The organism is Pantoea sp. B566, assembly GCF_024793925.1.
GTDB classification, from domain to species: Bacteria; Pseudomonadota; Gammaproteobacteria; order Enterobacterales; family Enterobacteriaceae; genus Pantoea; species Pantoea ananatis.
This window is the reverse complement of the sequence record NZ_JANUQL010000003.1, coordinates 4,232,758-4,256,954: the sequence shown is the minus strand read 5'-3', so window position 1 is coordinate 4,256,954 and position 24,197 is coordinate 4,232,758. Positions and strand designations below refer to the sequence as shown.

Here is a 24,197-nt window from a genome sequence, read left to right as displayed (position 1 = left end):
TTTCCAGAACTCCCACCTAACCAACTGATTTTCATTACCTTTAAAGCGCTGTAAATTTAACATATTATTAACTCTTTCGGTGTTTACGTCGTTAGAGCTAAGGCAGATGCTATTTCAGCCATTGATAAGGCCAATCCTGCAAACCCTGGAATCGCTGCTATACTTAGTTTCGTACTTGATTAGGACAACCATTGAATGAGAGGACTGAAACAATGAGTACCGCTAAACTGGTTAAAACAAAATCTTCTGATCTACTTTACACCCGTAATGATGTGGCAGATGACGAAAAGAGAGCCACCATTGAGGTGCTCAACCGCCTGGTAGTGGAGTTCATTGATCTGTCGTTGATCACCAAGCAAGCCCACTGGAACATGCGTGGTGCAAACTTCATCGGCGTGCATGAGATGCTGGATGGCTTCCGCACCGCGATTACCGATCACCAGGATACTATCGCTGAACGTGTTGTGCAGTTGGGCGGTGTGGCACTGGGTACCACCCAAGTTGTGAACGACAAAACGCCGCTGAAAAGCTATCCGTTAAATATTCACAGCGTACAAGATCATCTGAAAGCGCTGGCCGATCGTTACGGCATTGTCGCTAACGATACACGTAAAGCGATTTCGGAAGTTAAAGACGAAGATACTGCAGATATTTTCACTGCCGCCTCGCGTGACCTTGATAAATTCCTGTGGTTTATCGAATCCAATATCGAATAAAGTCAGACACTGAGGTGTCAGCAGGCGGGGAAACCCGCCTTTTTTACGTCTGTGTAATTATAATTTTATGACTTTGTTAACAGTTCTTACTTCCTGCCCTTCCTGTTTTTCCCGTCTGATGCACACTACCTCTGCACCACCGTAGCACGATGCACCAACACAGAGCACCAAAACAGTGCGCGCCGTTTGACCTGTGCAGAATCGTGTCAGCGATTGTGTCACAGGCGGTGAATTCTGCGGTTTTTGCAAAGTTGGCATAATTTTTTCATATGATAGCCCGCAAACGATAGCTCGCAAACCTGGCTTTGAGCCCGGTTGTAAAAAGGAAAAATAATGAAATCGCTGTTTAACGTCTCTGTGGCCGCCCTGGCGCTGGCCTTCTCTCTCTCCGCTACCGCAGCCGAAAAGAAACTGATTGTCGCCACTGATACCGCCTTTGTCCCGTTTGAATTTAAACAGGGTGATAAGTACGTTGGGTTTGATGTGGATTTGTGGGACGCCATCGCCAAAGAATTAAAACTGGATTACACCCTGAAGCCAATGGATTTCAGTGGCATCATCCCTGCACTGCAAACGCGCAACGTTGACCTGGCCTTAGCCGGTATCACCATTACGGATGAACGTAAAAAAGCGATCGAATTTTCTGATGGCTATTACAAAAGTGGTCTGCTGGTGATGGTGCGTAATAACGAAAACGACATCAAAAGCATCAATGACCTGAACGGCAAAGTGGTCGCGGTGAAGAGCGGAACCGGCTCGGTGGATTACGCCAAGAGCCACATTAAAACCAAAGATCTGCGTCAGTTCCCTAACATCGACAACGCCTATATGGAACTGGGCACCAACCGTGCTGACGCCGTGCTGCACGATACGCCAAACATCCTCTACTTTATTAATACTGCGGGCAAAGGCCGCTTTAAGGCAGTAGGTGATTCCATTGAAGCACAACAGTACGGTATTGCCTTCCCGAAAGGCAGTGACGACCTGCGTGAAAAAGTGAATGGCGCCCTGAAAACGCTTAAAGAGAACGGTACGTATAACCAGCTCTACAAAAAATGGTTCGGCACCGATCCTAAATAATAACTGAAACGGTTTTACTTTTTTCAGCAGGGAAGATTTCCCTGCTTTTTTCCATCGCAACAACTGGAGTTTCACCATGGAGTTTGACTGGAGCGTCATTTGGCCAGCCATGCCCGCGCTGCTCGAAGGCGCAAAAATGACCTTAATTATTTCCATTATCGGCCTGGTGGGCGGTTTGATCATCGGGCTGGTCGCGGGTTTTGCGCGCGCTTACGGCGGCTGGATAAGCAATCATATTGCCCTGGTTTTTATTGAAATCATTCGTGGCACGCCAATCGTTGTGCAGGTCATGTTTATCTATTTCGCCCTGCCAATGGCTTTCCCGGATTTACGTATCGATCCTTTCACCGCTGCCGTGGTGACCATTATGATCAACTCGGGCGCTTATATTGCGGAAATCACGCGCGGCGCCGTGCTGTCAATTAATAAAGGTTTTCGCGAAGCCGGCCTGGCGCTGGGCCTGTCGAGCCGTGAAACCCTGCGCTATGTGATTATGCCGTTAGCGCTGCGCCGTATGCTCCCTCCGCTTGGTAACCAGTGGATCGTCAGTATCAAAGATACCTCTCTGTTTATCGTGATTGGCGTGGCCGAACTGACGCGTCAGGGCCAGGAAATTATTGCCGGTAACTTTCGCGCGCTGGAAATCTGGAGTGCGGTAGCGATTATCTATCTTGTGATTACGTTGGTGTTGAGCTTTGTGCTGCGCCGCATTGAGAAAAGGGTGAAAATCCTGTGATTGAATTTAAAGACGTCTCAAAGCATTTTGGCAAAACCCAGGTGCTACACAATATCGACCTGAAAATTAAGCAGGGAGAAGTGGTGGTGATTATTGGCCCATCCGGCTCCGGTAAATCCACACTGCTGCGCTGTATTAACAAGCTGGAAGAGATCACCAGCGGTGAGCTGATTGTCGATGGATTGAAAGTTAACGATCCGAAAGTAGACGATCGCCTGATTCGTCAGGAAGCGGGCATGGTGTTCCAGCAGTTTCACCTTTTCCCGCAGATGAGCGCCCTGGATAACGTGGCTTTTGGTCCGATTCGGGTACGGGGTGCCAGCAAAGAAGAGGCTCGTCAACTGGCGCAAAGCCTGCTGGCTAAAGTGGGCCTGGCCGAACGCGCCGGTCACTTTCCCTCTGAGCTGTCCGGCGGCCAGCAGCAGCGCGTCGCAATTGCCCGCGCGCTGGCGGTTAAGCCCAAGATGATGCTTTTCGATGAGCCGACCTCTGCGCTGGACCCGGAACTCCGTCATGAAGTCTTGAAGGTGATGCAGGATCTGGCTGAAGAAGGCATGACGATGGTCATCGTCACCCATGAAGTCGGCTTTGCACAGAAAGTCGCATCGAGGCTGATCTTTATTGATAAAGGTCGCATTGCCGAAGACGGCGATCCTGACACGCTGATCAGCCATCCGCCAAGTGAACGTCTGCGCGAATTTTTACAGCACGTCTCCTGAGTGATTAACACAGCAGCCCATAACGGGCTGCTGTCTCATCGTGACAGACGCTGTGCGCGTTGGCCGGCGGACATAAAGCTCCACGCCAGAAAACGGCTCTGCTTCTTCCCCTGCGCCATATTGACGACCCGGACCACCGCGGTATCCAGTGCCTGTAACTGTTTTTCCAGCGCAGGCAAATGCTCTTTTCGCGATACCAGTGAGGTAAACCACACCACCTGACTTGCCAGGCCGGCGCTTTCCGCAATCATTTTCCCCACAAACGCTTTTTCACCGCCTTCGCACCAGAGCTCATTATGCTGACCGCCAAAGTTGAGCGGCGCCGACTGCTGTAAGCCCAGATTCCGTGATTTACGCTGTGAACCCGCCGCCGCCTCTGCAGCCGACGCATGAAATGGCGGATTGCAGATGACCGCATGGAAAAACGCATCTTTATTCACAACGCCGTTCAGCACCGCCTGAGGATTTTTTTGCCGACGTAAGCGGATCAGACGCGACATACCGGCGTTGGCGGCGACAATTTTACCTGCGGCTTTCAGGGCAGCGTCGTCGATTTCGGTTCCGGTGAAACGCCAGCCGTATTCTGCGGCTCCAATCAGGGGATAAATGCAGTTTGCCCCGCAGCCAATATCCAGCACGTCGGCCGAGGGAACCCTGCCCTGATTATCCAGCGCCAGGAGATCCGCCAGATAATGCAGGTAGTCGGCGCGCCCCGGCACGGGCGGACACAGCGATCCCGGCGCCAGCTGCCAGTCGAGTCCGTAGAAGAGTTTAAGCAGCGCCTGGTTAAGCAGCATCACGGCCTCGGGATCGGCAAAATCAACCGACATGACGCCATAACCATTGGGCCGGACCTTTGCTGCCAGCGGTGGATGCGCCGCCGTGAGGGCAGCAAAATCATATTCACCCTGATGGCGGTTTCGGGCGTGGAAGAGCGACGGGCTGGCAGACTTTTTCATACTTTCTCTCATGTTTTCAGGCGCGCGTACAATACGCTGTGACTGGCAGAAAATAAACAGCATTCTCGGCTGAAAGCAGACTTTATGGCGGGCAAGCCAGGTGACGTTATGCAGGCGAATCGCTGTTTAAGGTGTTTGGCAAAGCGAATAAAAGGCAGAAGAAGGGAAAAGCATGAGCGGAGAGCAAAATGCGCGCCGCCAGTCATCATGCTGGCGGCGCGACGTACGAATGCGGGATTATTTAAAATCGACGCGCATTAAATCCTGGATGGGCATCCCTTTCGTCGTTTCTACACAACGATCGATATAGCTGGTAAAGCCCGGGGGCGAACTCATTCCCAGACGCAGCAACTTATCATTAGAGAACACGACATTCAGACGGGCAAACTCGCCGTACAGACGCATCGCGCGCAGCATCAGGCGTTCGTTGCAAGGCCCGTAAATCTTTTTAAAGTTCTTACGCTCTTTAACGATTTCGCTGAAATCAACTTGCAGATAGTTAGGTGCCAGCGGTGCACTTTTTTCTGCGGTGGCAAAGGCCGAATCGATCTCAGAGAAGGTGTTGCTGCTGCGCTCACCGGCAGAAATATGGTAGACCATCTCTTTGGTGCAGCCGTGATCCATCAGAAATACCAGGGATTTTGCACAGTAGTCCACCGGGATAACATCGACACGATCATCAAGCGAGCAGAGGAATTTCTCCAGCTTCATCACCATTTTAAATACCCAGAAAATGCTGCCTGACGGCGTACAACCTTCCTGAGAATGGCCAACAACGATGGACGGACGGGCAATGACCAGCGGCAGGTGCGGTAACTCCTGCTTGATCTTGTTTTCGATATAAGATTTGGAATAGGTGTAATCGACAATGTGATCTTCACGTGACGACAGCACCAGGTCCTCTTTGACGACTTCACCCTGATCCGGCGCGGAAGACATTGCCGTGCCCACGTGAACAAATTTTACGAATTCAGGCAGCCCAGCCATCCTGGCAGCCAGCTTAAAGGTGCCTTCGACGTTGACGCGCCAGATATCGTTATTTTCACCAAATGACGCAATCGCTGCGCAGTTGATAACGTGGCTGACCTGATCGATACGCGCATCACCCAGAAAAAGTTCGGGTGCAAGGAGATCGCCGACCAGAATATGATCTGCGGTCAGGCGTTGAATCGCCTGTGCCGAACATGAAAACTTGGTTAAATTTTCTTTAACCCTCTCCAGTCCCTGGTTAGCATCGCTGGCTCTGACAAGCAGCAGCAACTCAACATCCTGGCGCATCAGCAATTCTGCCACAACTGCACCACCAACGAATCCAGAAGATCCTGTAACAAGAATTTTTTTCATATCGACCACGAGAACAATTGATGAGGTTGTATAGTGCACCTAATTCGTTAAACAAATACGAAACTTTGTTAGCACAAAATGTATAAAATGCAATCGTTTACTTTTCGTTTACTTTTGCACCACCTGTTTTCAGCAGTAAAATCGGAAAATAACACTTAACTAACTGATTTAAACAAAAATTCATCCGTTAGCACAGAAAGTAACGGCTGTTATTATTCAGGAATAATCCGGTACCTGATCGAGACCTTTTTTACAGATTTGCCCCGCCAACAGCCATTTACCCACTACGCTTGAATCAGCTTTTACAGGGAGACAACCATGAACAAACGTTATTCATACCAGCCACGCGCCGGACACGGTCTGCCGCACGATCCACTCAATGCGATTATCGGCCCGCGCCCCATCGGCTGGATAAGCTCCACCAGCGCCAAAGGCATACGTAATCTTGCCCCTTACAGCTTTTTCAACTGTTTCAATTACCTGCCGCCGATCATTGGTTTTGCCAGTAGCGGCTGGAAAGACAGTGTGCAGAATATTGCTGAAACCAAAGAATTTGTCTGGAATCTGGCGACCCGTCCGCTGGCTGAGGCCATGAATGAAAGTTCGATTTCTGCGCCCGCCGATCAGGACGAGTTTGCCCTTGCCGGTTTAACGCCCCTGGCCGCCTCTCAGGTCAACGCCAGTCTGGTGCAGGAAAGCCCGGTGAATTTTGAATGTAAACTCACGCAGCTGATTCAGTTGCAGGATGCGCAGGGAAAAGCCATCGACAGCTGGCTGGTGTTAGGCGAAGCCGTCGCTATCCACATTGACGAAAGTCTGCTGGAAAACGGGATTTATCAGACGGCAAAAGCCGAACCGATTCTGCGCGCGGGCGGCCCCAGTGCCTATTACGGGATCACTGAGGCGCAGCGGTTTGACCTGGTGCGTCCGGATGCGCGGCGGGGATAAATCTCAGAGCACCTCCGGCATCTGGGTTCGAAGGACCTGCACCGCGCGGGCAATCTCCGGTGCCAGCCACCGATCCTCCTGCCAGCAGGGTACAATCTGACGCAGACGTCGCCAGGCGCGAAGGGTTCCACTTGCCAGTTGCGCCTCACCGTGGAACTCCAGCGCCTGGGCCGCCAGCAGGTATTCAATGGCGAGAATGTGATAGACGTTACTCACGGTTTTCAGCAATTTTAATGCCGCACCGGTTCCCAGACTGAGGTGGTCTTCCTGTAGCCCGGAGGTGATGTAGTTATCCAGCACCGCCGGCTGGGCCAACTGGCGATTCTCAGCACAGAGCGAGGCCGCCACGTATTGCGCAATCATCATGCCGGAGTTGACGCCGGGCTGGCCGACCAGGAAAGGCGGTAAGCCGCTGACCAACGGGTTGACCAGACGATCCAGACGCCGTTCGGCAATGCTCCCCAGTTCCGCCAGGGCAATGGCCAGCAGGTCGCAGGCCATCGCGACCGATTCACCATGTGGATGCGCTTGTGAGACCACGCGCCAGGCCTGCGGTGTGCCCATTACCAGTGGATTATCGGTACAGGCGTTGAGTTCCGTTGCAATCTGACGCTCGACATGTGCAAACTGATCGCGGCAGGCACCGTGCACCTGCGGCATGGATCGCAGGCTCAATGCATCCTGGGTCCGGATGCCGCTGCTTATCTTCAATAGCGGGCTGTCGCCCAGTAAACGCCGTAACCGCTCGCCGCTGCGCTGGATACCCGGGCTGGCTTTAAGGGACAACACCTCTTCGTCAAAGGCAACCAGCTGCCCACGCAAGGCTTCAAAACTCATGGCTCCGGTAACGTCCGCCCAGTCCAGCAAACGGCGGGCATCATCCAGCGCCAGGCAGGCCAGTCCGGTCATGCACGGCGTACCGTTTACCAGGCTAAGCCCCTCTTTTGCGCCGGGTCGATAGGGCGTGAGTCCGGTCCGCGCCAGCGCCTCACTGGCAGGCACAATCTGCCCATCAAATTCCGCCTCGCCCACGCCAATCAGCGTCAGGCTGATATGCGCCATGTGCGTCAAATACCCTACCGATCCCTGCGAAGGCACCTGAGGCGTAATGTGCTGGTTAAGCAGCACCAACAGGCGCCGAACCAGTTCGACCGACACGCCGGATTTCCCGTGACTGTAGTTCGCTATCGCGGCGCATAAGATAGCGCGCACCTCATGTTTTGCGAGTAGCGGCCCCACGCCACAGGCATGACTTAACAGGGTGTTACGCGACAGCTGACTCAGCTCTTCTTCCGCCAGCATAATATTGCACAGCGCCCCCAGCCCCGTGTTGATGCCATAGGCGATCTGACCACTCGCAACGATATTCGTTACGATTTCTCGCCCCCGGGCAATGCGCTGCCAGGCACTCTCGCTCAGCACCAGCTCGGCATCGTGGCGGGCGACCTCAACCACCTCCTGCCAGGCTACCGGCGCGTCTCCCCAGACAACAACGCGACTCATCACACAGACTCCGCTGCATGGTGGCTGGAGATAAACTGCCTGAAGCGCGCCGAGCCGCCCTCACCGAACATGTCATCCGGCGTTCCCTGACAGTCAATGGTGCCTTGATGCATAAATATCACCCGGTTTGATACGTGGCGGGCAAACCCCATTTCATGCGTCACCACTAACATGGTGCGCCCCTCTTCTGCCAGACTGCGCATGACCTTCAGCACTTCACCGACCAGTTCAGGATCAAGTGCCGAAGTGGGCTCATCAAATAACATCACCTCCGGGTCCATGGCTAGCGCACGGGCAATGGCGACGCGCTGCTGTTGACCACCCGACAACTGGGCCGGATAAAAACCTTTGCGATTCAAAAGTCCGACCCGGTCCAGCAGCTGTTCTGCCTGCGCAATACAGGTTTTCTTATCGCGTTTCAGAACATAGTGCGGCCCTTCAATGACGTTTTGCAGCACGGTCATATGGGACCAGAGATTGAAGCTCTGAAAAACCATCCCCAGGCGTGAGCGCAAACGTTCCACCTGTTTGGGATTCGCGGCCAGTTGATGCCCGCGGGCATGGCGTTTCATCTCAATGGTTTCCCCGCCGACGCTTACCACGCCGGAATCGGGTGTTTCCAGCAGGTTAATACAGCGCAGCAAGGTACTTTTGCCCGAGCCGCTGGCACCGAGGATCGAAATGACGTCACCTTTGTGGGCCTGTAATGAAATGCCTTTCAGCACTTCCATGGCACCAAATGATTTATGGATATCGCTGGCGGACAGCGTTACGGCGGATGAATCCTGCATCTTAATCTCCCCCAGGGACGGGTTTAATGGCCGCTAGCGGCTTCTTTGCGGGCTGATGAACCGGCGTCAGTCGACGCTCAAGCAGGGCATACAGCTGCACGATGATGAAATTGAGGATCAGGTAAATGGCGGCGGCACACAGAAACACTTCCATCGTGCGGTAGGTACGCTGGATAATCTGCTGCGCGACGCCCGTGACATCCCACACGGTAACCAGGCTGGCGAGTGCGGTGGACTTCACCAGCAAAATGGCTTCGGTTGAATAGGCCGGCAAGGCATAGCGCAACATCACGGGCGCAATAATGCGCCGCAGCAGCAGCCAGCGCGACATACCGCACGCCATACCGGCTTCCACCTGCCCGGCGGGCACCGCCAGCAACGCACCACGCAGGATTTCTGCCGTATAGGCAGCGGTGCACAGGGACAGCGCCAGCACGGCACAGCTGAATGGCTCACGTAAAAACGGCCAGACAAAACTGTGGCGAATCACGCCAAACTGGCCCAGGCCGTAATAGATTAAAAACAGCTGGATCATCAGGGGAGAACCGCGAAACACCAGAATATAGCCACGGGCAAAACTGCTCAGTATGCGCCAGCGGCTCATGCGCAGCGCCAGAATGCCCACCGCCAGCACGCCGCCGCACAGGAATGAACTGATAAACAGGCCGAGCGTAACCGGCAGGGCGGCGCTTAACTTCAGGAAAGTATCAGCAAGAAAGGCAAAATCGATCATGGTGCGGTTCCTTAATGCTGTGCCGCCGTTCGGCTCTGCCAGGCGCGGCCCAGACGAGCTTCCACGCGCAGAAAAGCCCGATTCGACAGCACAGTTAACAACAGATAGCATCCGCCGCCGATCAGATAAAAGGTGAAGTAGTCACGCGTAGAACCCGCCGCCACCTGACTGGCGCGCATCAGCTCCACGATGCCGGTGACCGAAACCAACGCAGAGTCTTTCAGGCTCATCTGCCAGACATTGGACAGGCCAGGCAGCGCGTAGCGCGCCACCTGAGGCAGCAGGATGCGCTGACGAATTCGCCAGCGCGACATGCCTGTTGCCACCGCCGCTTCCACTTCGCCCCGGGACAGCGCCAGCCGGGCAGCACGATAAACTTCAGCCTGGTAGGAGCCCGAAATCAGCCCGATCGCCAGCGCGCCGATCAGAAAAGGCGGCGCCTCGATAAATCCCTGCGCACCAAATATTTGACCGATCTGGGTGATCAGGCCTGAACCACCAAAGTAAAACAGGTAGATCACCAGTAGCTCCGGGATGCCGCGAAAAATCACCGAATAGCCCTCACCCAACCAGCGTAAGGGACGGTGAGAAGACAATTTCGCCGCGGCGATGCCTGAGCCCACGACGGCTCCTACCATCAGCGCGACCAGCGACAACAGCAATGTAGTGAACGTTGCGCTCACTATCAGCCGCCCCCAGCCATCTGCGCCAAAACCCAGCAGGCTCATCATGCTCGACCTCACTTATGGCGTAACGTCAGTTTTAAACCATTTCTCGCTGAGCTCTTTTACGGTGCCGTCAGCCAGCGCGGCCTTGATGGCATCGTCCAGTTTTGCTTTCAGATCGCCGTCTGCCATCCGCACGCCCATGGCTTCACCTTCGCCCCAGATCGGGCCGCCCAGTTGCGGACCGCTGAAGGCCAGGTTGCTGTTGTCTTTGCGCGTCAGCATTGATTTGGCAAAGGTCACATCGTCAAACACCGCATCAATACGTCCAGCCTGTAAATCCAGAATGGCATCGGCAGAGGTGGTGTATTCGCGTATGTCGGCCACGCCTTTGAAATATTTATCGATAAAAGGCGTGTATACCGTGCCGGAGGCAATACCGATGGTTTTTCCTTTCAGGGCCGCCTTTATCGGTGCCAGCGCGGCTTCAATCTCTTTTTCATCATCATGCAACTTCGTCACGCCCTTGCCCGGGGGGAGCAGCGTCCCTTTTACGGCAATAAAGGTGGCTGGCGTAGAGGCATAGGGAAGCGTAAAACTGACCACTTTTTTTCGCTCTGGCGTGATCACAATGGCGTCCATGATCACGTCGTATTTACCCGCATTCAGCCCGGCAATCATGCCATCCCAGTTCTGGACAACCAGTTTGCATTCCATGCCCATGCGCTTGCACAGGTTGGCCATGAGTTCCGGCTCAAATCCCCCGAGTTTGCCGCCGGGCAGCGTCAGGTTCCAGGGTTCATAGCTGCCTTCCGTCGCTATCGTGATCGATTTCCACTCTTTCGCCTGCACCGCAACGGTGCTGAGCAGCAGGCTGGAAAACAGGGTTGTAAGGCAAAAACGGCGAAACGCTTCGGGGTGCTTCATACGGCTTCTCCTGGATGAAAATGCGTTTTAAGAGTGTCAGTGTTGTTTTAACAAAAAACTTACAAGATGATGAATCATGTATATACAAGCTAACATTGTCGAATTCATTGTCGGCTTGATCGTTTTGTGAGCCAGACACGATAAATAGCAACGGGATATCGAACAGAGCTAACTTGTACATACAACCTAGCAAAGGTCGTGCCAGTTCAGGACGCTCGGCAACCGCCGCCCTATTGCCCGGTGAAAGTGCTCTTACCAGGCCAATGCCCGTTTCAGGTGCAGCACTGCACACATTCAGCGCAAACTTGCGCGCAGTGCTGCGGCGGACAGAAACAGATCGGCAACCGATTATGTTATCGCCTGGCGGGGATCACGGATAAGCGCCCTGCATTTAGCCCCTCTCACCGGTCTGGCGAACATCATCGCTCAGCCTCTTCATGCCTGGCGCGCACCTGTAAATGCCTTGCCTGAACAGGCGAAAAGATGCTGAGAGTCGTGGGAGAAAGTCGTGCGGTATGCGGTAAAAGGAGGCAGCCGGGACCCAGCGTGGCGCCCGGCTGTGTGCTATTGTGCCAACGGGCGCTAAGTGGCCGAAGCCCATCAGGTCCGTTATTCTGCGCCGGCCAAAACCGCCAGCCGGGCCGCGGTGATTGGGTTACGCCTCAGCCCGTTTTTCCCTGTTCGAGAAAGCTATGCAGCAGCGGCTTTAACACCTTCTTCAACTGCGCAGCCCGCGCTTCATGCCAGGTAAACGGCGGCGTTTCATCCATATAGTTAATTTGCGACAGCTCCAGCTGCACAGCCTGAACCTGCTGCTGCTGCTGCCCGTAAGCACGCGTGATATAACCACCTTTGAAACGGCCGTTCACCACCCAGCTGTAGCGATCCTGCGCGCGGCACACCGAGGTGAGTCCGTTAATCACGGCACTGCTGCAGCTCGCCCCATCGTTGGTACCAATATTGAGATCCGGCAACCGCCCCTCAAACAGACGGGGAATTTCACTGGCAATAGAGTGCGCATCAAACAGCAAAGCGTAACCAAACTCCGCTTTCATTTGCGCCAGCGTCTGCTGAATCTGCTGATGGTAAGGTTGCCAGATAGCGTTGATGTAGCCCTGGCGCTGCGCATCCGTGGGCGTTTTGCCCTCGATAAAAGTCGGCGTGCCGTCAAACAGGGTTTCGGGGAACAGGCCGGTCGTAGCCGTGGTATAGAGCGGTTGATTATCCGACGGGCGATTCAGATCGATAACAAATCGTGAGTAGCGACCGATGATAATGCTCGCTCCCATATCACGCAGAAAATCATAAAGTTGTGGCAGGTGCCAGTCGGTGTCAGGTAAGTTGCGGGCGGCCTCGCTGAGTCCCTCCTCCACTTCCGGTGTCAACAGCGTACCGGCATGAGGGATACTGACCAGTAGAGGAATATTGCCCTGGGTGAAATGAAAAGGTGTCATTGTGCTTCTCCGCGATAGATGACCGTACAGGGCAGTTCACCGCCCAGCCAGTAAACCAGTTCCGCCGGGCGAGCCAGCGGCCAGTGGACAAAACTGGCAACTTTGCCAGCCTCAAGCGAGCCGTGGCTGGCTTCCAGCCCTAGCGCCTTCGCGCCCCACAGGGTGACGCCGGCCAGCGCCTCTTCCGGCGTCATGCCAAACAGCGTGCAGCCCATATTGAGCATTAACCGCAGTGACAGGGCCGGAGAGGTGCCAGGGTTGGCATCACTCGCCAGCGCCATGGGCACGCCATAGCGGCGAAACAGCGCCACAGGTGGGCGCTGCGTTTCCCGTAACAGGTAAAATGCGCCAGGCAGCAGTACCGCGACCGTGCCGTGCCCGGCCATCGCCTGGACATCCTGCTCGGTGGCATATTCCAGATGATCGGCTGAGAGCGCGTCATGGCGTGCTGCCAGCGCCGCACCACCCAGCGCAGACAACTGCTCTGCATGAAGTTTTACCGGCAGCCCCAGCGCCTTTGCCCGCTCAAACACCCGGGCTACCTGCTGAGGAGAAAAGGCCAGATGTTCACAGAAAGCATCAACCGCGTCAGCCAGCCCTTCGGCTTCGACCTGAGGCAGCAGGCGTTCGCAGATAATCGCTATCCAGCCCTCGGGATCCTGTTTAAATTCCGGCGGAAAAGCGTGCGCAGCAAGGCAGGTTGCCTGCACATCCGCAGCCACCTCTTTACCCAGTTGGCGGATGGCGCGCAGCATACGTAATTCGCTCTCTTCGTCCAGCCCGTAACCGGATTTGATCTCGACAGTCGTCACGCCTTCAGCCAGTAAACGATTCAGTCGCCAGCGGGCCGATGAAACCAGCGCCTGCTCGCTGGCCGCGCGCGTAGCCCGAACGGTAGAGAGGATGCCCCCGCCCTGTGCCGCTATGTCGGCATAACTGACCCCGTTGAGACGCTGTTCAAATTCCTGACTGCGATCCCCACCAAAAACCAGATGCGTATGACAATCGACCAGCCCTGGCGTGATGATCCCGCCCGGTAACTGATGATGTTTTTGTGCGCTAAAGGCAGGCATATCCGCGGCGGCGCCTACCCACACCAGCTTGTCTGCCTTCACCGCCAGCGCCCCCTGCTCAATCATCGCGTAGCGGCCACCGCGCATGGTCACCACATCAGCACCGGTCCACACACTGTCTACCTGGAGTTCTTCTGCCATTCCTGCCTCTCGTTACTCTCGCCGTTTACAGCCCACTTTAAAGTATGTATATGTATATACAACCACATCCCTTGAGGATCAACTATGGCAACTTTTTTTGCGCCCCGCGCACTGCTGGCTGACGGATGGAACAAACAGGTACGCATCCACGTCAGTCCGGCCGGAATCATTGAGGCCATCACGCCCAACAGTGATGACCGTCAGGCATGTCGCTTACCCGGCGAGGTCATTCCCGCTATCGCAAATCTGCACTCTCATGCTTTTCAGCGCGCCATGGCCGGTCTGGCCGAAGTGGCGGGCGATCCGCAAGACAGCTTCTGGACCTGGCGCGACTTAATGTATCGCATGGTGCAGCGCCTGACGCCCCAGCAGGTGGGCGATATTGCCGCGTTGCTGTACATCGATATGTTAAAAGGTGGCTACTGCCAGGTTGCAGAATTCCATTATCTGCATCACGACGTTAACGGCCTGCCCTATGCGGATGATGCCATGCTGCAGCAGTTGATTGCCGCCGCCGAGACGGCAGGCATTGGTCAGACCCTGCTTCCGGTGCTTTACAGCTACAGCGGGTTTGGCGCGCAGCCGCCTGTGGCCGGGCAGAAACGCTTTATTCAGCAGACCGACAACTACCTGCAACAGCAGGCACGCCTGCAGACGTGGGTGAAAGACAAGCCATTGCACAACGTGGGCCTGTGCTTTCACTCACTGCGTGCGGTGAGCGAAGTGCAAATGCACGAAGTGTTAGCCGCCAGCGATCGGTCGTTACCGGTGCACATCCACGTTGCCGAGCAGGAAAAAGAGGTGAACGACAGCATGGCCTGGAGCGGCGAGCGCCCGGTGAGCTGGCTGATGAACCGCTTTGACGTTGACGCGCGCTGGTGCCTGATCCATGCCACACATCTTGATGACAGCGAGGTGACGCGCCTTGCCACCAGCGGCGCGGTCGCCGGGTTGTGTCCGACTACCGAAGCCAATCTTGGCGACGGCATTTTCCCGGCGGTGGACTATATCGCTCAGGGCGGTCGCTGGGGCATCGGCTCTGACAGCCATGTCTCATTGAGCGTTCAGGAAGAGCTGCGCTGGCTGGAATATGCTCAGCGTCTGCGCGACCGCCGTCGTAACCGTATCGCCCTGGCTCACCAGCCTTCCGTCGGCGACCTGCTGTGGCAGCAGGCAGCTGCAGGCGGCGCTCAGGCCTGTGGGATCAGGAGTGGTTCACTGGCCGTGGGGCAGCGCGCCGACTGGCTGGTACTGCGCGATCAGGCCTGGCTGGGCAGCGTGAATGACCACGCCCTGCTTAACCGATGGCTGTTTGCGGGCCAGCGCGATCAGATTCGCGACGTGTATGTGGCGGGCAATCGGGTCATTAACGACGGGCATCATGCCGAAGAACACGCCTGCGCGGCGCGCTTCGCCCAGGCAATGGCGGCGCTGCAATGAGAACGTTATTTTCTCTGGAAAACTTACCCGCTAGCCGCTGGCGCAACGGCGGAGGCGAAACACGCGAGATTATCAGCTTTCCGCCTGATGCCGACGATTTCGCCTGGCGAGCCAGTATTGCGACCATTGCTCAGGACGGCCCGTTTTCGACGTTCAACGGCATAGATCGCACCATTACTCTGCTGAACGGCAGCCCGGTGCTGCTGCGAGGTCCGGCAGGCGAGCACCGCTTACTGCCTGAAGTTCCCTGGGCTTTCGCGGGTGAATGGGCGCTTGAAGCCAGTCTGGAAGGCAAAGAGGCCAGTCAGGATTTTAACGTCATGACGCGGCGTGACGCATGGCGGGCGCAGGCCGACGTCGTTACGCAAGCCGTCTGCAGCGAGCACGGCGTAGCGTGGGTGTTAGCCGGAGAATGGCGCATCGCGGATGACGCGCGGTTAGAGGCGCAGCAGGGGACATGGTGGGTAGATCACTCCACCCTGCTCTCGCCAGCCAGTCCGGAGGCAAGACTGCTGTTCGTGCGCCTTACCCGTGTCCTTTGAAGCGGCCCAGCAGCTTATAGCGCGAGCCCGGATAGAGTAATCGCGCATAGGTCACGATTTTATTGTCGCTCCAGGTCTGGCGGCGGATAAGCAGACAGGGCTCATGCTCATCGATCGCCAGATGTTTACGCTGACGCGCATCGGGCATCACCGCTTCAACGATGTGCTCGCCTGCCGTTAACGGCGCCGCCCGCATCAGATAGGTATAAGGCGTGAGCGTATGGTAATCCTGAGTCAGATAGTCCGGAGCCAGCTGCGGATTCACCAGTCGGTCTTCAAGCTGCACCGGCAACTCGTTTTCATAATGCACAATCAGCGAATGAAACAGCGTTTGCCCGGTGGTCAGCCCCAGAACCGAAGCCTGCTCGGGATCGGCTTTGTTCTGACCCATCATCAGAATTTTGCAGCTGTGCTGGTGACCGCGCTGGGCAATTTCATCGGCGATGTTATGCACTTCGAGCATGGCCGTATAGCCTTTCATTTCGGCAACGAATGTTCCCACGCCCTGCATACGCACCAGAAACCCTTCGCTGGTCAGCTCGCGTAATGCACGATTGATGGTCATCCGGCTCACGCCTAGTTCATTGACCAGCTCGCTTTCGGAGGGCACGCGCTGATTTGCTTTCCAGTGTCCTTCACGAATCTGGCTGATGATAGCCTGCTTGACCCGTTGATAAATAGGCGCAGGTTCATCGCTCATGGCCGCCGCCAGTTGTGCAATTGCCGTATGCTCGGCCATAACGTTTTCCTTTCGCAGATAATGCGCAGAGTTTACTGCCTGCAGGGTTGGATGTATATACATTCAGACGCGGTTTCAGCACTTTAACCGTGCACCTGCTGCCTGATAAAGGTGCAGCAATACCGGTCGTTGCTCGCTCCCCCCTGCCCTGACGCCCGATCAATTTTGTGATCGGTTTGGCACGCTGATTGCAACTTGTATAGACAAGAATAGACACTTATGGTTCACTCGCGTTATTCAGTTGATCAGGGTCAATAAAGATGCCCTGCGGCAACCCAACCCTTGTATAGACAGGAGCAGGTTATGTCAGGTTCGACTCAGGTATTACACCTGGTGCCAGGTAATGTTGATCTCGCGACGTTACGCGCAATTTATCAGGGCAACGTTACCCTCAGCCTCGACGATGGCGCCCGCCAGGCCGTCGCCGAGGCACAACGCACCGTTGACGCGATCGTCGCCTCCGGCAGCGTGGTTTACGGCATTAACACCGGTTTTGGCAAACTGGCCCAAACCCAGATCCCCGCCAGCCGTCTGGCGGATCTGCAACGTAATCTGGTGCTGTCCCACAGCGTCGGGTTAGGGAATTTACTGCCTGATAACGTCACGCGGCTGGTCGTCGCCAGCAAAGTGATCAGCCTTTCGCGGGGCCATTCGGGTGTACGCATCGAACTGATCGATGCCCTGCTGGCCCTGTTTAATGCCGGCATCATGCCGTGCATTCCGGAAAAAGGATCGGTGGGTGCCTCGGGCGATCTGGCACCGCTGGCGCATATGTCGCTGATGCTGCTTGGTGAAGGTCAGGTCAGGTTCAAAGGGGAACTTATTGCGGCGACAGAAGGCCTGGCTAAAGTCGGGTTGACGCCCTTTGTTCTGGGCCCGAAAGAAGGTCTGGCATTGCTTAACGGCACCCAGGTTTCCACGGCGCTGGCGCTGCGTGGCCTGTTTGAAGCCGAAAACCTGTTTGCCGCAGGTTTACTGGCGGGCGCCCTGTCGTTAGAAGCGATCAAAGGTTCGTTAAAACCCTTCGATGCCCGTATCCATCAGGCGCGCGGTCAGCACGGGCAGATTGCCGTGGCCGCCGCGATTACCAGCCTGATTGAAGGAAGCGAAATCCTCGGTTCACATACCCACTGTGGCCGGGTACAGGATCCCTATTCTATCCGCTGCGTACCTCAGGTAATGGGCGCCTGCCTGGATAACCTCTCTCATGCCGCGCGCGTCCTGCAAATTGAAGCCAACGCCGCCTCTGATAATCCGCTGGTTTTCAGCGAAACCGGCGATGTGATCTCCGGCGGCAACTTCCATGCTGAACCGGTCGCCTTTGCAGCCGACATTATTGCGCTGGCCGTGGCTGAAGTGGGCGCTATCTCGGAACGTCGACTGGCCCTGCTGCTGGATACCGGCCTGTCCGGACTGCCACCTTTCCTGGTTCGCGACGGCGGCGTGAACTCCGGCTTTATGATTGCCCAGGTCACTGCGGCGGCGCTGGCATCAGAAAATAAATCGCTGGCCCATCCCGGCAGTGTAGACAGCTTACCGACCTCGGCTAACCAGGAAGATCACGTTTCCATGGCCACCTATGCCGCCCGCCGCTTGGGGGATATGTGCTTCAACAGCGCCGCCGTGGTGGGCATTGAAGCGATGGCCGCCGCCCAGGGCATTGAGTTTCATCGTCCCTTGCAAAGTTCTGCACCGATAGAGCAGGCCATTGGCCGCATCCGCGAACGCGTTGCCTTCCTGGAAGAAGACCGCCTGCTGGCACCCGACATTGAGGCGATGCGTCAGTGGGCAAGCCGCTGCGACTGGCCAGAGGCACTCACCGCATTACTACCCAGCATGGGCACCTATTCAGTTAAATAAGGAATCCGTCATGAGCGAAACCCTGTCTAAAGCGGTAGCACGCGAGATCCGTGCGCCGCGTGGAAATGAACTGCACTGCGCTAACTGGTTAATTGAAGCGGCTTACCGCATGATTCAGAACAACCTGGATCCCGACGTGGCAGAACGTCCGGAAGATCTGGTGGTGTACGGCGGTATTGGTAAAGCCGCGCGCAACTGGGAATGTTTTGAGCAAATTTTACGATCGCTGCAGCTCCTGCAGCCGGACGAAACCCTGTTGATCCAGTCGGGCAAACCCGTCGGCGTGTTTCGTACCCATGCGGATGCTCCCCGCGTCCTGCTGGCCAACTCCAATCTGGTTCCTCACTGGGCTAACTGGGATCACTTCCACGAACTGGATAAAGCCGGGCTGATGATGTATGGCCAGATGACGGCCGGCTCATGGATTTACATTGGCGCCCAGGGAATCGTTCAGGGCACCTACGAGACGTTTGTCGAGGCCGGACGCCAGCACTATAACAATGATCTAAGCGGACGCTGGATCCTGACCGCCGGTTTAGGTGGCATGGGTGGTGCGCAACCCTTGGCAGGCGTGCTGGCGGGCGCCTGCGTACTGGCGATTGAGTGTCAGGAATCCCGTATCGATTTTCGTTTACGCACGCGTTATGTCGATTACAAAGCCACCTCGCTGGATGAGGCACTGGCCCTGATTGATGAGGCGACCAAAGCGAAGAAAGCCATTTCTGTCGGCCTGCTGGGCAATGCGGCGGAAATCCTGCCCGAGCTGGTTAAGCGCGCCAAAGCGGGTGGACCTAAGCCTGACATCGTCACCGACCAGACTTCGGCGCACGATCCCCTTAACGGCTATCTGCCCATTGACTGGGACGTCTCACGCTGGGAGCAGGAACGCAAGACACATCCTAAAGCCGTGGAGAAAGCTGCCCGTGCCTCTATGGCCGTCCACGTTCAGGCGATGCTCGACTTCTGTCATATGGGCATTCCTACCGTCGATTATGGCAACAACATTCGCCAGGTCGCACTGGATGAAGGCATCAGCAATGCCTTTGATTTTCCCGGTTTTGTGCCAGCCTATATCCGTCCCCTGTTTTGCGAAGGTAAAGGTCCGTTCCGCTGGGTTGCCCTGTCTGGCGACCCCGAAGATATCTATAAAACGGATGCCAAACTCAAAGAACTTTTCCCGCAACATAAAACGCTGCATCGCTGGCTGGATATGGCGCAGGAACGCATCGCCTTCCAGGGCTTACCGGCGCGTATCTGCTGGCTGGGATTGGGTGAGCGCCATCTCGCGGCCCTCGCGTTCAATGAAATGGTACGCAACGGCGAGCTAAAAGCACCGATTGTGATCGGTCGCGATCACCTCGACTGTGGCTCTGTTGCCTCGCCAAACCGCGAAACCGAAGCGATGAAAGATGGGTCGGATGCGGTATCCGACTGGCCGCTGCTCAACGCCCTGCTGAATACGGCGGGCGGCGCGACCTGGGTGAGCCTGCATCATGGTGGTGGCGTGGGCATGGGCTTCTCCCAGCATTCTGGCGTGGTGATTGTGTGCGACGGCACGGAAGCGGCTGATGCCCGTCTGGGCCGCGTGCTATGGAACGATCCTGCTACCGGCGTGATGCGTCATGCCGATGCGGGATACGAACAGGCACAGCAGTGTGCGACAAAACACGGTCTGAACTTACCGATGCAATAACCCGCAACGCCGATTTTATTGAGTCGCGTCATGCGGTAAAAAACGCTGTTCCGGGGAGTGCGGTTCCGGAACAGCGGCGCGAAATACTCGCAACAGGCTTACTCAGGCTTCGTGGACGTCAGCGTAATCCGTTCCAAAGGCCCGACAATAAAGAGATAGGAAATCAGGCCGAGCAGCCCCATCGATCCCACATATAAAATCGCATAATCAAATGATTGCGTATTTGCCAGAATGATCCCGATCACCAGCGGGGTAACGATACTGGCCATATTGCCGCACATGTTGAAAACGCCACCGGCAATGCCCAACACCTCTTTCGGCGATGTATCGCTCAGCACACACCAGCCCAGATTGCCAAAACCTTTGGCGAAAAAGGCAACGCTCATGGCCGCAACCACCACAATTTCCGAGGACGTGTAATTGGCGATAACAATGACACAGGAGAGCAGCATCCCACAGATGACGGGCAGTTTACGCGCAACCGTCAGGCTGTAACCGCGTTTGAGTAACGCATCAGAAAACACGCCGCCCAACAGGCCGCCCACAAAACCCGCGATGGCCGGTATACTGGCAATAAATCCCACTTTCAGAATCGACATGCCCTTGGCCTGATAGAGATAGGTAGGGAACCAGGTCAGGAAGAACCAGGTAATTGAGGTAACGCAAAACTGGCCAATGTAGACACCAATCATCATGCGGTTAATACACACGCTTTTAAACTGCGCCAGTGTAATTTTCTCTTGCGCCTTTTTACTGCCTAATGCGGGTTCTCCACCGCCGTTACGAATATACTCGATTTCCTCCTGATTTACTTTGGGATGCTGTAAGGGATCTCTGACTTTAAACAGCCAGACGATCCCTAAAATAACGCCAATCGCGCCGATATAATAAAAAACATAGTGCCAACTTAAATTATGAAGAATAATTGTCATCAAAGGCGTAATAATTCCGAGCGAGATATATTGTGCTGACTGATATATCGACGTCACGAATCCCCGCTCTTTGTTTGGAAACCACTGCACACTTAACCGACTGTTTGCCGGAAACGCTGGCGCTTCAATGGCGCCCATTAATAAACGCAAAATCACCAGAACGATAAGCGGACTGGCGTAGAGATAAATCGTGCCCTGCAGCATGGTCACCAGCGACCAGCCAATCAGCGCACAGCCGTATACCATGCGGGCACCGTAGCGGTCCAGTAACCAGCCGCCGGGTAATTGCATAATGACATAGGCAATACCAAAGGCCGAAAAGGCCAGCCCCATTGCTTCAGGATCAAAGCCCAACTCCTGACTCATAAAAGGCGCGACAACAGATAACGTCGCACGATCGGCATAATTAAATACGGTGGCAAGAAACAGAAATAGCAAAATAGAATAACGTACCTTGGTACGTTTTATTATTGTATTCATCACCCACTCCTGGATATCGGGTTGAGAGAGATTTAAAAGGAGAGGTGGCGGGAGAGATTCCCGCCAAAAAGATTAGGGACGTTTGCCGAATTCACAGGTTAATTGAGTCCAGCTTCGTGCTTGTTCGCTGAGCGTAAAACCAAGTCCGTGGCGATCTGAAACAAACATCCGTCCGTCACGTAATTCCAGTTGCTCATTAAATAACGGGTTCAGCCATTCGAAATGCTCCAGCCAGGGCTCAAGCGGATAGGCCGCCGCCAGATGCAGGTGAACCTCCATGGCGAAATGTGGCGCAAGCTTACGACCGTGCTTCGCCGCCAGATCCATGATTTTCAGGAAAGGGGAAATGCCACCCACGCGCGGCGCATCCGGCTGAACGAAATCACTGGCGTTGCCCAAAATCAGTTGCTCATGCTCACGGAAGCTGGTGAGCATCTCACCGGTCGCAATGGGCGTGTCCAGCGCGGCGGCCAGTTGTGCATGGCCTTCCACATCGTAAGCATCCAGCGGTTCTTCAATCCAGATCAGATTGAACGGCTCCATTTTGCGGCCCATACGGATAGCGGTCTCACGATCCCACTGTTGGTTGGCATCAACCATCAACGGGAAATCGTCGCCCAGCGCTTCACGCACTGCCGTTAAGCGACGAATGTCTTCGGCACAGTTTGGCTGCCCCACTTTCAACTTGATCCCGCCGATGCCGTTTTCACGCGAAATCACCACGTTCTTTAATACCTGCTCCAGCGGTGTATGCAGGAAGCCGCCCGAGGTGTTGTAGCACTGTACGGAATCACGATGGGAACCTAACAGTTTTGCCAACGGCAGCCCGGCGCGTTTCGCTTTCATATCCCACAGCGCAATATCAATGGGAGAGATAGCCTGCACCGCCATGCCGCTTCGTCCTACCGATGCGCCCGCCCACAGCAGTTTGGTGTAGATTTTATCAATATCGTTTGGATCTTCCCCCAGCAGATTATCGGCAATCTCCTTAGCATGCGCGTAAATGCCCTGCCCGCCAGCGCGTTTGGAATAGCTGAATCCCACCCCTTCAAAACCCTCACGGCTACGAATTTCAGCAATGATAATGGCCACTTCGGTTAACGGCTTTTGGCGCCCTGTCAGCACCTTGGCATCGCTGACGGGCGTGGCCAGGGGTAAAATCGACAGGGAGAGTTTGACCCATTCAATACGATCACCGACGTCAGCCGCCGTTTTTGCGTTTACCGTTTTGGCATAGCTCACGGCATTAGAATTTGCGCTTACAGACATAGTTATCTCCTGTGGTCTAAAAATGATTGCCCTAACATTTTTATCTTTACATCCCGGCCTGCGGCAGAAAACCGCGTTGTGTTTATTTTGAACAACAGATCACATTTACCTTGCATAAAGGGAGCCATGCTGCCAGCGAGATCGCATTTATGACTTTTTCTTCGTGTTAAACAACATAATGATTGCGTTAACATCTATCGCGAATTTTTTTAGTCATGTCAGCGCATACTGCTTAATGCGTAACGCACCGGCTGGAAATGCTCAGGAACATGAAGAATAATGCCAGTGCGAATACCGCCGTCACCGTGAAATGGATTGCCGTGAAAAGTTCGAAACCGACCCATGCGCCCACGCTTGAAGATGTCGCCCGCCATGCCGGACTGTCACCGATGACCGTCAGCCGCGTGCTGAATGCCCCGCAGTTAGTGCGGCCTAAAACGGCAGAAAGAGTCATGGAGGCGGTGCGGGTGACGGGATACATTCCTAATGCGCTGGCGGGAAGCCTGGCTTCAAGGCGCAGTAAGCTCATCGCTGTCGTGGTGCCGCAAATCAACAACAACATGTTCGTGGATACCATTCAGTCGTTGAGTGATGAGCTGGGCTTGCGGGGTTATCATATCCTGCTGAGCGTGGCGGGCTATCGCACTGATACTGAAGCCGAACTGGTGGCAACACTGCTGTCACGACGTCCGGACGGGATTGTTCTGACCGGGATCCATCATTCGGCCGCCCTTAAAAAGGTGATCCTGAATGCCGCGATACCGGTCGTTGAAATCTGGGATCTGACGCCAACGCCGCTCGATATGCTGGTGGGATTCTCGCATCAACGCGTTGGTCAGGCCACGGCAGAATACCTGCTTGAACAAGGCTTCCGTCGGCCCGGCCTGGTGTGGACGTCAGACAAACGTGCCGGACAGCGTAAACAGGGATTATGTGACGTCTTCAGCCAGCAGGGAATTGACGCAATCCCACAGGCAGACGCGGCGCTCCCCGCCTCTCTGGCATCCGGACGCGCCGGTTTAACGCAGCTCTTCGATCAGGGTGAGTATGACGTCATCGTCTGCAGTTCAGACACGCTGGCACAGGGTGCGATTATGGAGGCAGAAAGCCGTGGCCTGCGAGTACCTGAAGATATTGCGGTGATGGGCTTTGGCGATCTGGATTTTGCTGCAAGCAATCGCCCTGCCCTCACCACGGTCAGCGTCGATCGGGTCGCTATAGGCCAACGTGCCGCTACGCTGCTGGCCGATCGGATCGAACAGCGTCCCTGCGCAGAAAGCATTATTGATATCGGCTTCCATTTAATTAAGCGTGAGTCGGCATAACAGGCGATACGGTTGCACGCTTGTTTATTACTTATTCCATTTTGATTTAGCCCATTCGCTATTTTATCGCGCCTGGCGATAGACGCGCTCTCGCCCGGCCTCTAAAGTGAAGCTTCCTGAATGATATG

The 24,197-nt window shown here is 55.2% G+C and carries 22 protein-coding genes; 10 read left to right on the top strand and 12 right to left on the bottom strand.

The window, feature by feature from the left end:
* Nucleotides 1-212: 212 nt before the first annotated feature.
* The 4 genes from dps (at nt 213) to glnQ (ending at nt 3,251) form a co-directional block, all read left to right on the top strand.
* Nucleotides 213-716 carry a DNA starvation/stationary phase protection protein Dps gene (gene dps, locus NYE92_RS21515; RefSeq protein WP_014593274.1) on the top strand — a complete coding sequence of 168 codons (504 nt, stop codon included), beginning with the start codon at nt 213-215 and terminating at the stop codon, nt 714-716.
* A gap of 333 nt (nt 717-1,049) precedes the next feature.
* On the top strand, nt 1,050-1,796 hold the full coding sequence (gene glnH, locus NYE92_RS21510) for a glutamine ABC transporter substrate-binding protein GlnH (protein WP_014593273.1): 747 nt from the start codon (nt 1,050-1,052) through the stop codon (nt 1,794-1,796).
* A 76-nt stretch (nt 1,797-1,872) separates the two neighbouring features.
* On the top strand, nt 1,873-2,532 hold the full coding sequence (gene glnP, locus NYE92_RS21505; RefSeq protein ID WP_014593272.1) for a glutamine ABC transporter permease GlnP: 660 nt from the start codon (nt 1,873-1,875) through the stop codon (nt 2,530-2,532).
* Entirely contained in the window at nt 2,529-3,251 is a 723-nt protein-coding gene (gene glnQ / locus NYE92_RS21500; protein WP_014606242.1) for a glutamine ABC transporter ATP-binding protein GlnQ, read from the top strand. Before glnP ends, glnQ begins: the two co-directional genes overlap by 4 nt.
* A gap of 35 nt (nt 3,252-3,286) precedes the next feature.
* On the opposite strand, the gene rlmF is transcribed toward glnQ, so the two are convergent.
* On the bottom strand, nt 3,287-4,210 hold the full coding sequence (gene rlmF / locus NYE92_RS21495) for a 23S rRNA (adenine(1618)-N(6))-methyltransferase RlmF (RefSeq protein WP_259019422.1): 924 nt from the start codon (nt 4,208-4,210) through the stop codon (nt 3,287-3,289).
* A gap of 237 nt (nt 4,211-4,447) precedes the next feature.
* Nucleotides 4,448-5,554 carry an SDR family oxidoreductase gene (locus NYE92_RS21490; protein ID WP_014593269.1) on the bottom strand — a complete coding sequence of 369 codons (1,107 nt, stop codon included), beginning with the start codon at nt 5,552-5,554 and terminating at the stop codon, nt 4,448-4,450.
* Between the two features lie 318 nt (nt 5,555-5,872).
* Here NYE92_RS21490 and NYE92_RS21485 point away from each other — a divergent pair, with 318 nt between their 5' ends.
* A complete protein-coding gene (locus NYE92_RS21485) occupies nt 5,873-6,502 on the top strand; it encodes a flavin reductase family protein (protein ID WP_210475852.1) in 630 nt (209 codons plus the stop codon).
* Between the two features lie 3 nt (nt 6,503-6,505).
* Here NYE92_RS21485 and hutH (NYE92_RS21480) read toward each other — a convergent pair whose 3' ends face one another.
* The 7 genes from hutH (NYE92_RS21480) to hutI form a co-directional block, all read right to left on the bottom strand.
* Nucleotides 6,506-8,005, bottom strand: coding sequence for a histidine ammonia-lyase (hutH, locus tag NYE92_RS21480; RefSeq protein ID WP_072138657.1), 1,500 nt, complete (start codon nt 8,003-8,005; stop codon nt 6,506-6,508).
* Complete coding sequence (locus NYE92_RS21475; protein WP_013025163.1) at nt 8,005-8,796, bottom strand: ABC transporter ATP-binding protein; 792 nt, start codon at nt 8,794-8,796, stop codon at nt 8,005-8,007. Before NYE92_RS21475 ends, hutH (NYE92_RS21480) begins: the two co-directional genes overlap by 1 nt.
* Before the next feature lies 1 nt (nt 8,797).
* Nucleotides 8,798-9,529, bottom strand: coding sequence for an ABC transporter permease (locus NYE92_RS21470; RefSeq protein WP_013025162.1), 732 nt, complete (start codon nt 9,527-9,529; stop codon nt 8,798-8,800).
* An 11-nt stretch (nt 9,530-9,540) separates the two neighbouring features.
* The gene (locus NYE92_RS21465; RefSeq protein WP_207806346.1) at nt 9,541-10,260 is read right to left on the bottom strand and encodes an ABC transporter permease; all 720 of its coding nucleotides are present in this window, start codon (nt 10,258-10,260) and stop codon (nt 9,541-9,543) included.
* A 12-nt stretch (nt 10,261-10,272) separates the two neighbouring features.
* A complete protein-coding gene (locus tag NYE92_RS21460; protein ID WP_014606246.1) occupies nt 10,273-11,121 on the bottom strand; it encodes a transporter substrate-binding domain-containing protein in 849 nt (282 codons plus the stop codon).
* A gap of 662 nt (nt 11,122-11,783) precedes the next feature.
* A complete protein-coding gene (gene hutG / locus NYE92_RS21455; RefSeq protein WP_259019421.1) occupies nt 11,784-12,575 on the bottom strand; it encodes an N-formylglutamate deformylase in 792 nt (263 codons plus the stop codon).
* Complete coding sequence (gene hutI, locus NYE92_RS21450) at nt 12,572-13,789, bottom strand: imidazolonepropionase (protein ID WP_259019420.1); 1,218 nt, start codon at nt 13,787-13,789, stop codon at nt 12,572-12,574. The genes hutG and hutI overlap by 4 nt, the downstream gene beginning before the upstream one ends.
* Nucleotides 13,790-13,873: 84 nt before the next feature.
* Between hutI and NYE92_RS21445 the strand changes: the two genes are divergently transcribed.
* Complete coding sequence (locus NYE92_RS21445; protein WP_072138656.1) at nt 13,874-15,229, top strand: formimidoylglutamate deiminase; 1,356 nt, start codon at nt 13,874-13,876, stop codon at nt 15,227-15,229.
* The gene (locus tag NYE92_RS21440) at nt 15,226-15,771 is read left to right on the top strand and encodes a HutD family protein (protein ID WP_014593260.1); all 546 of its coding nucleotides are present in this window, start codon (nt 15,226-15,228) and stop codon (nt 15,769-15,771) included. Before NYE92_RS21445 ends, NYE92_RS21440 begins: the two co-directional genes overlap by 4 nt.
* Here the strand turns inward: NYE92_RS21440 and hutC are convergent.
* Nucleotides 15,755-16,510, bottom strand: coding sequence for a histidine utilization repressor (gene hutC / locus NYE92_RS21435; RefSeq protein ID WP_014606249.1), 756 nt, complete (start codon nt 16,508-16,510; stop codon nt 15,755-15,757). The genes NYE92_RS21440 and hutC overlap by 17 nt on opposite strands.
* A 303-nt stretch (nt 16,511-16,813) precedes the next feature.
* Between hutC and hutH (NYE92_RS21430) the strand changes: the two genes are divergently transcribed.
* Entirely contained in the window at nt 16,814-18,370 is a 1,557-nt protein-coding gene (hutH, locus tag NYE92_RS21430) for a histidine ammonia-lyase (protein WP_014593259.1), read from the top strand.
* 10 nt (nt 18,371-18,380) lie between these two features.
* Nucleotides 18,381-20,063: a urocanate hydratase gene (gene hutU / locus NYE92_RS21425; protein ID WP_022623659.1), complete on the top strand. Its 1,683-nt coding sequence runs from the start codon at nt 18,381-18,383 to the stop codon at nt 20,061-20,063.
* A 98-nt stretch (nt 20,064-20,161) separates the two neighbouring features.
* Here hutU and NYE92_RS21420 read toward each other — a convergent pair whose 3' ends face one another.
* Both NYE92_RS21420 and NYE92_RS21415 read right to left on the bottom strand, forming a co-directional pair.
* A complete protein-coding gene (locus NYE92_RS21420) occupies nt 20,162-21,475 on the bottom strand; it encodes an MFS transporter (protein ID WP_105078741.1) in 1,314 nt (437 codons plus the stop codon).
* Between the two features lie 72 nt (nt 21,476-21,547).
* Nucleotides 21,548-22,744 carry an L-talarate/galactarate dehydratase gene (locus NYE92_RS21415; RefSeq protein ID WP_013025150.1) on the bottom strand — a complete coding sequence of 399 codons (1,197 nt, stop codon included), beginning with the start codon at nt 22,742-22,744 and terminating at the stop codon, nt 21,548-21,550.
* A gap of 269 nt (nt 22,745-23,013) precedes the next feature.
* Between NYE92_RS21415 and NYE92_RS21410 the strand changes: the two genes are divergently transcribed.
* A complete protein-coding gene (locus NYE92_RS21410; protein ID WP_019106162.1) occupies nt 23,014-24,069 on the top strand; it encodes a LacI family DNA-binding transcriptional regulator in 1,056 nt (351 codons plus the stop codon).
* Nucleotides 24,070-24,197: the final 128 nt, after the last annotated feature.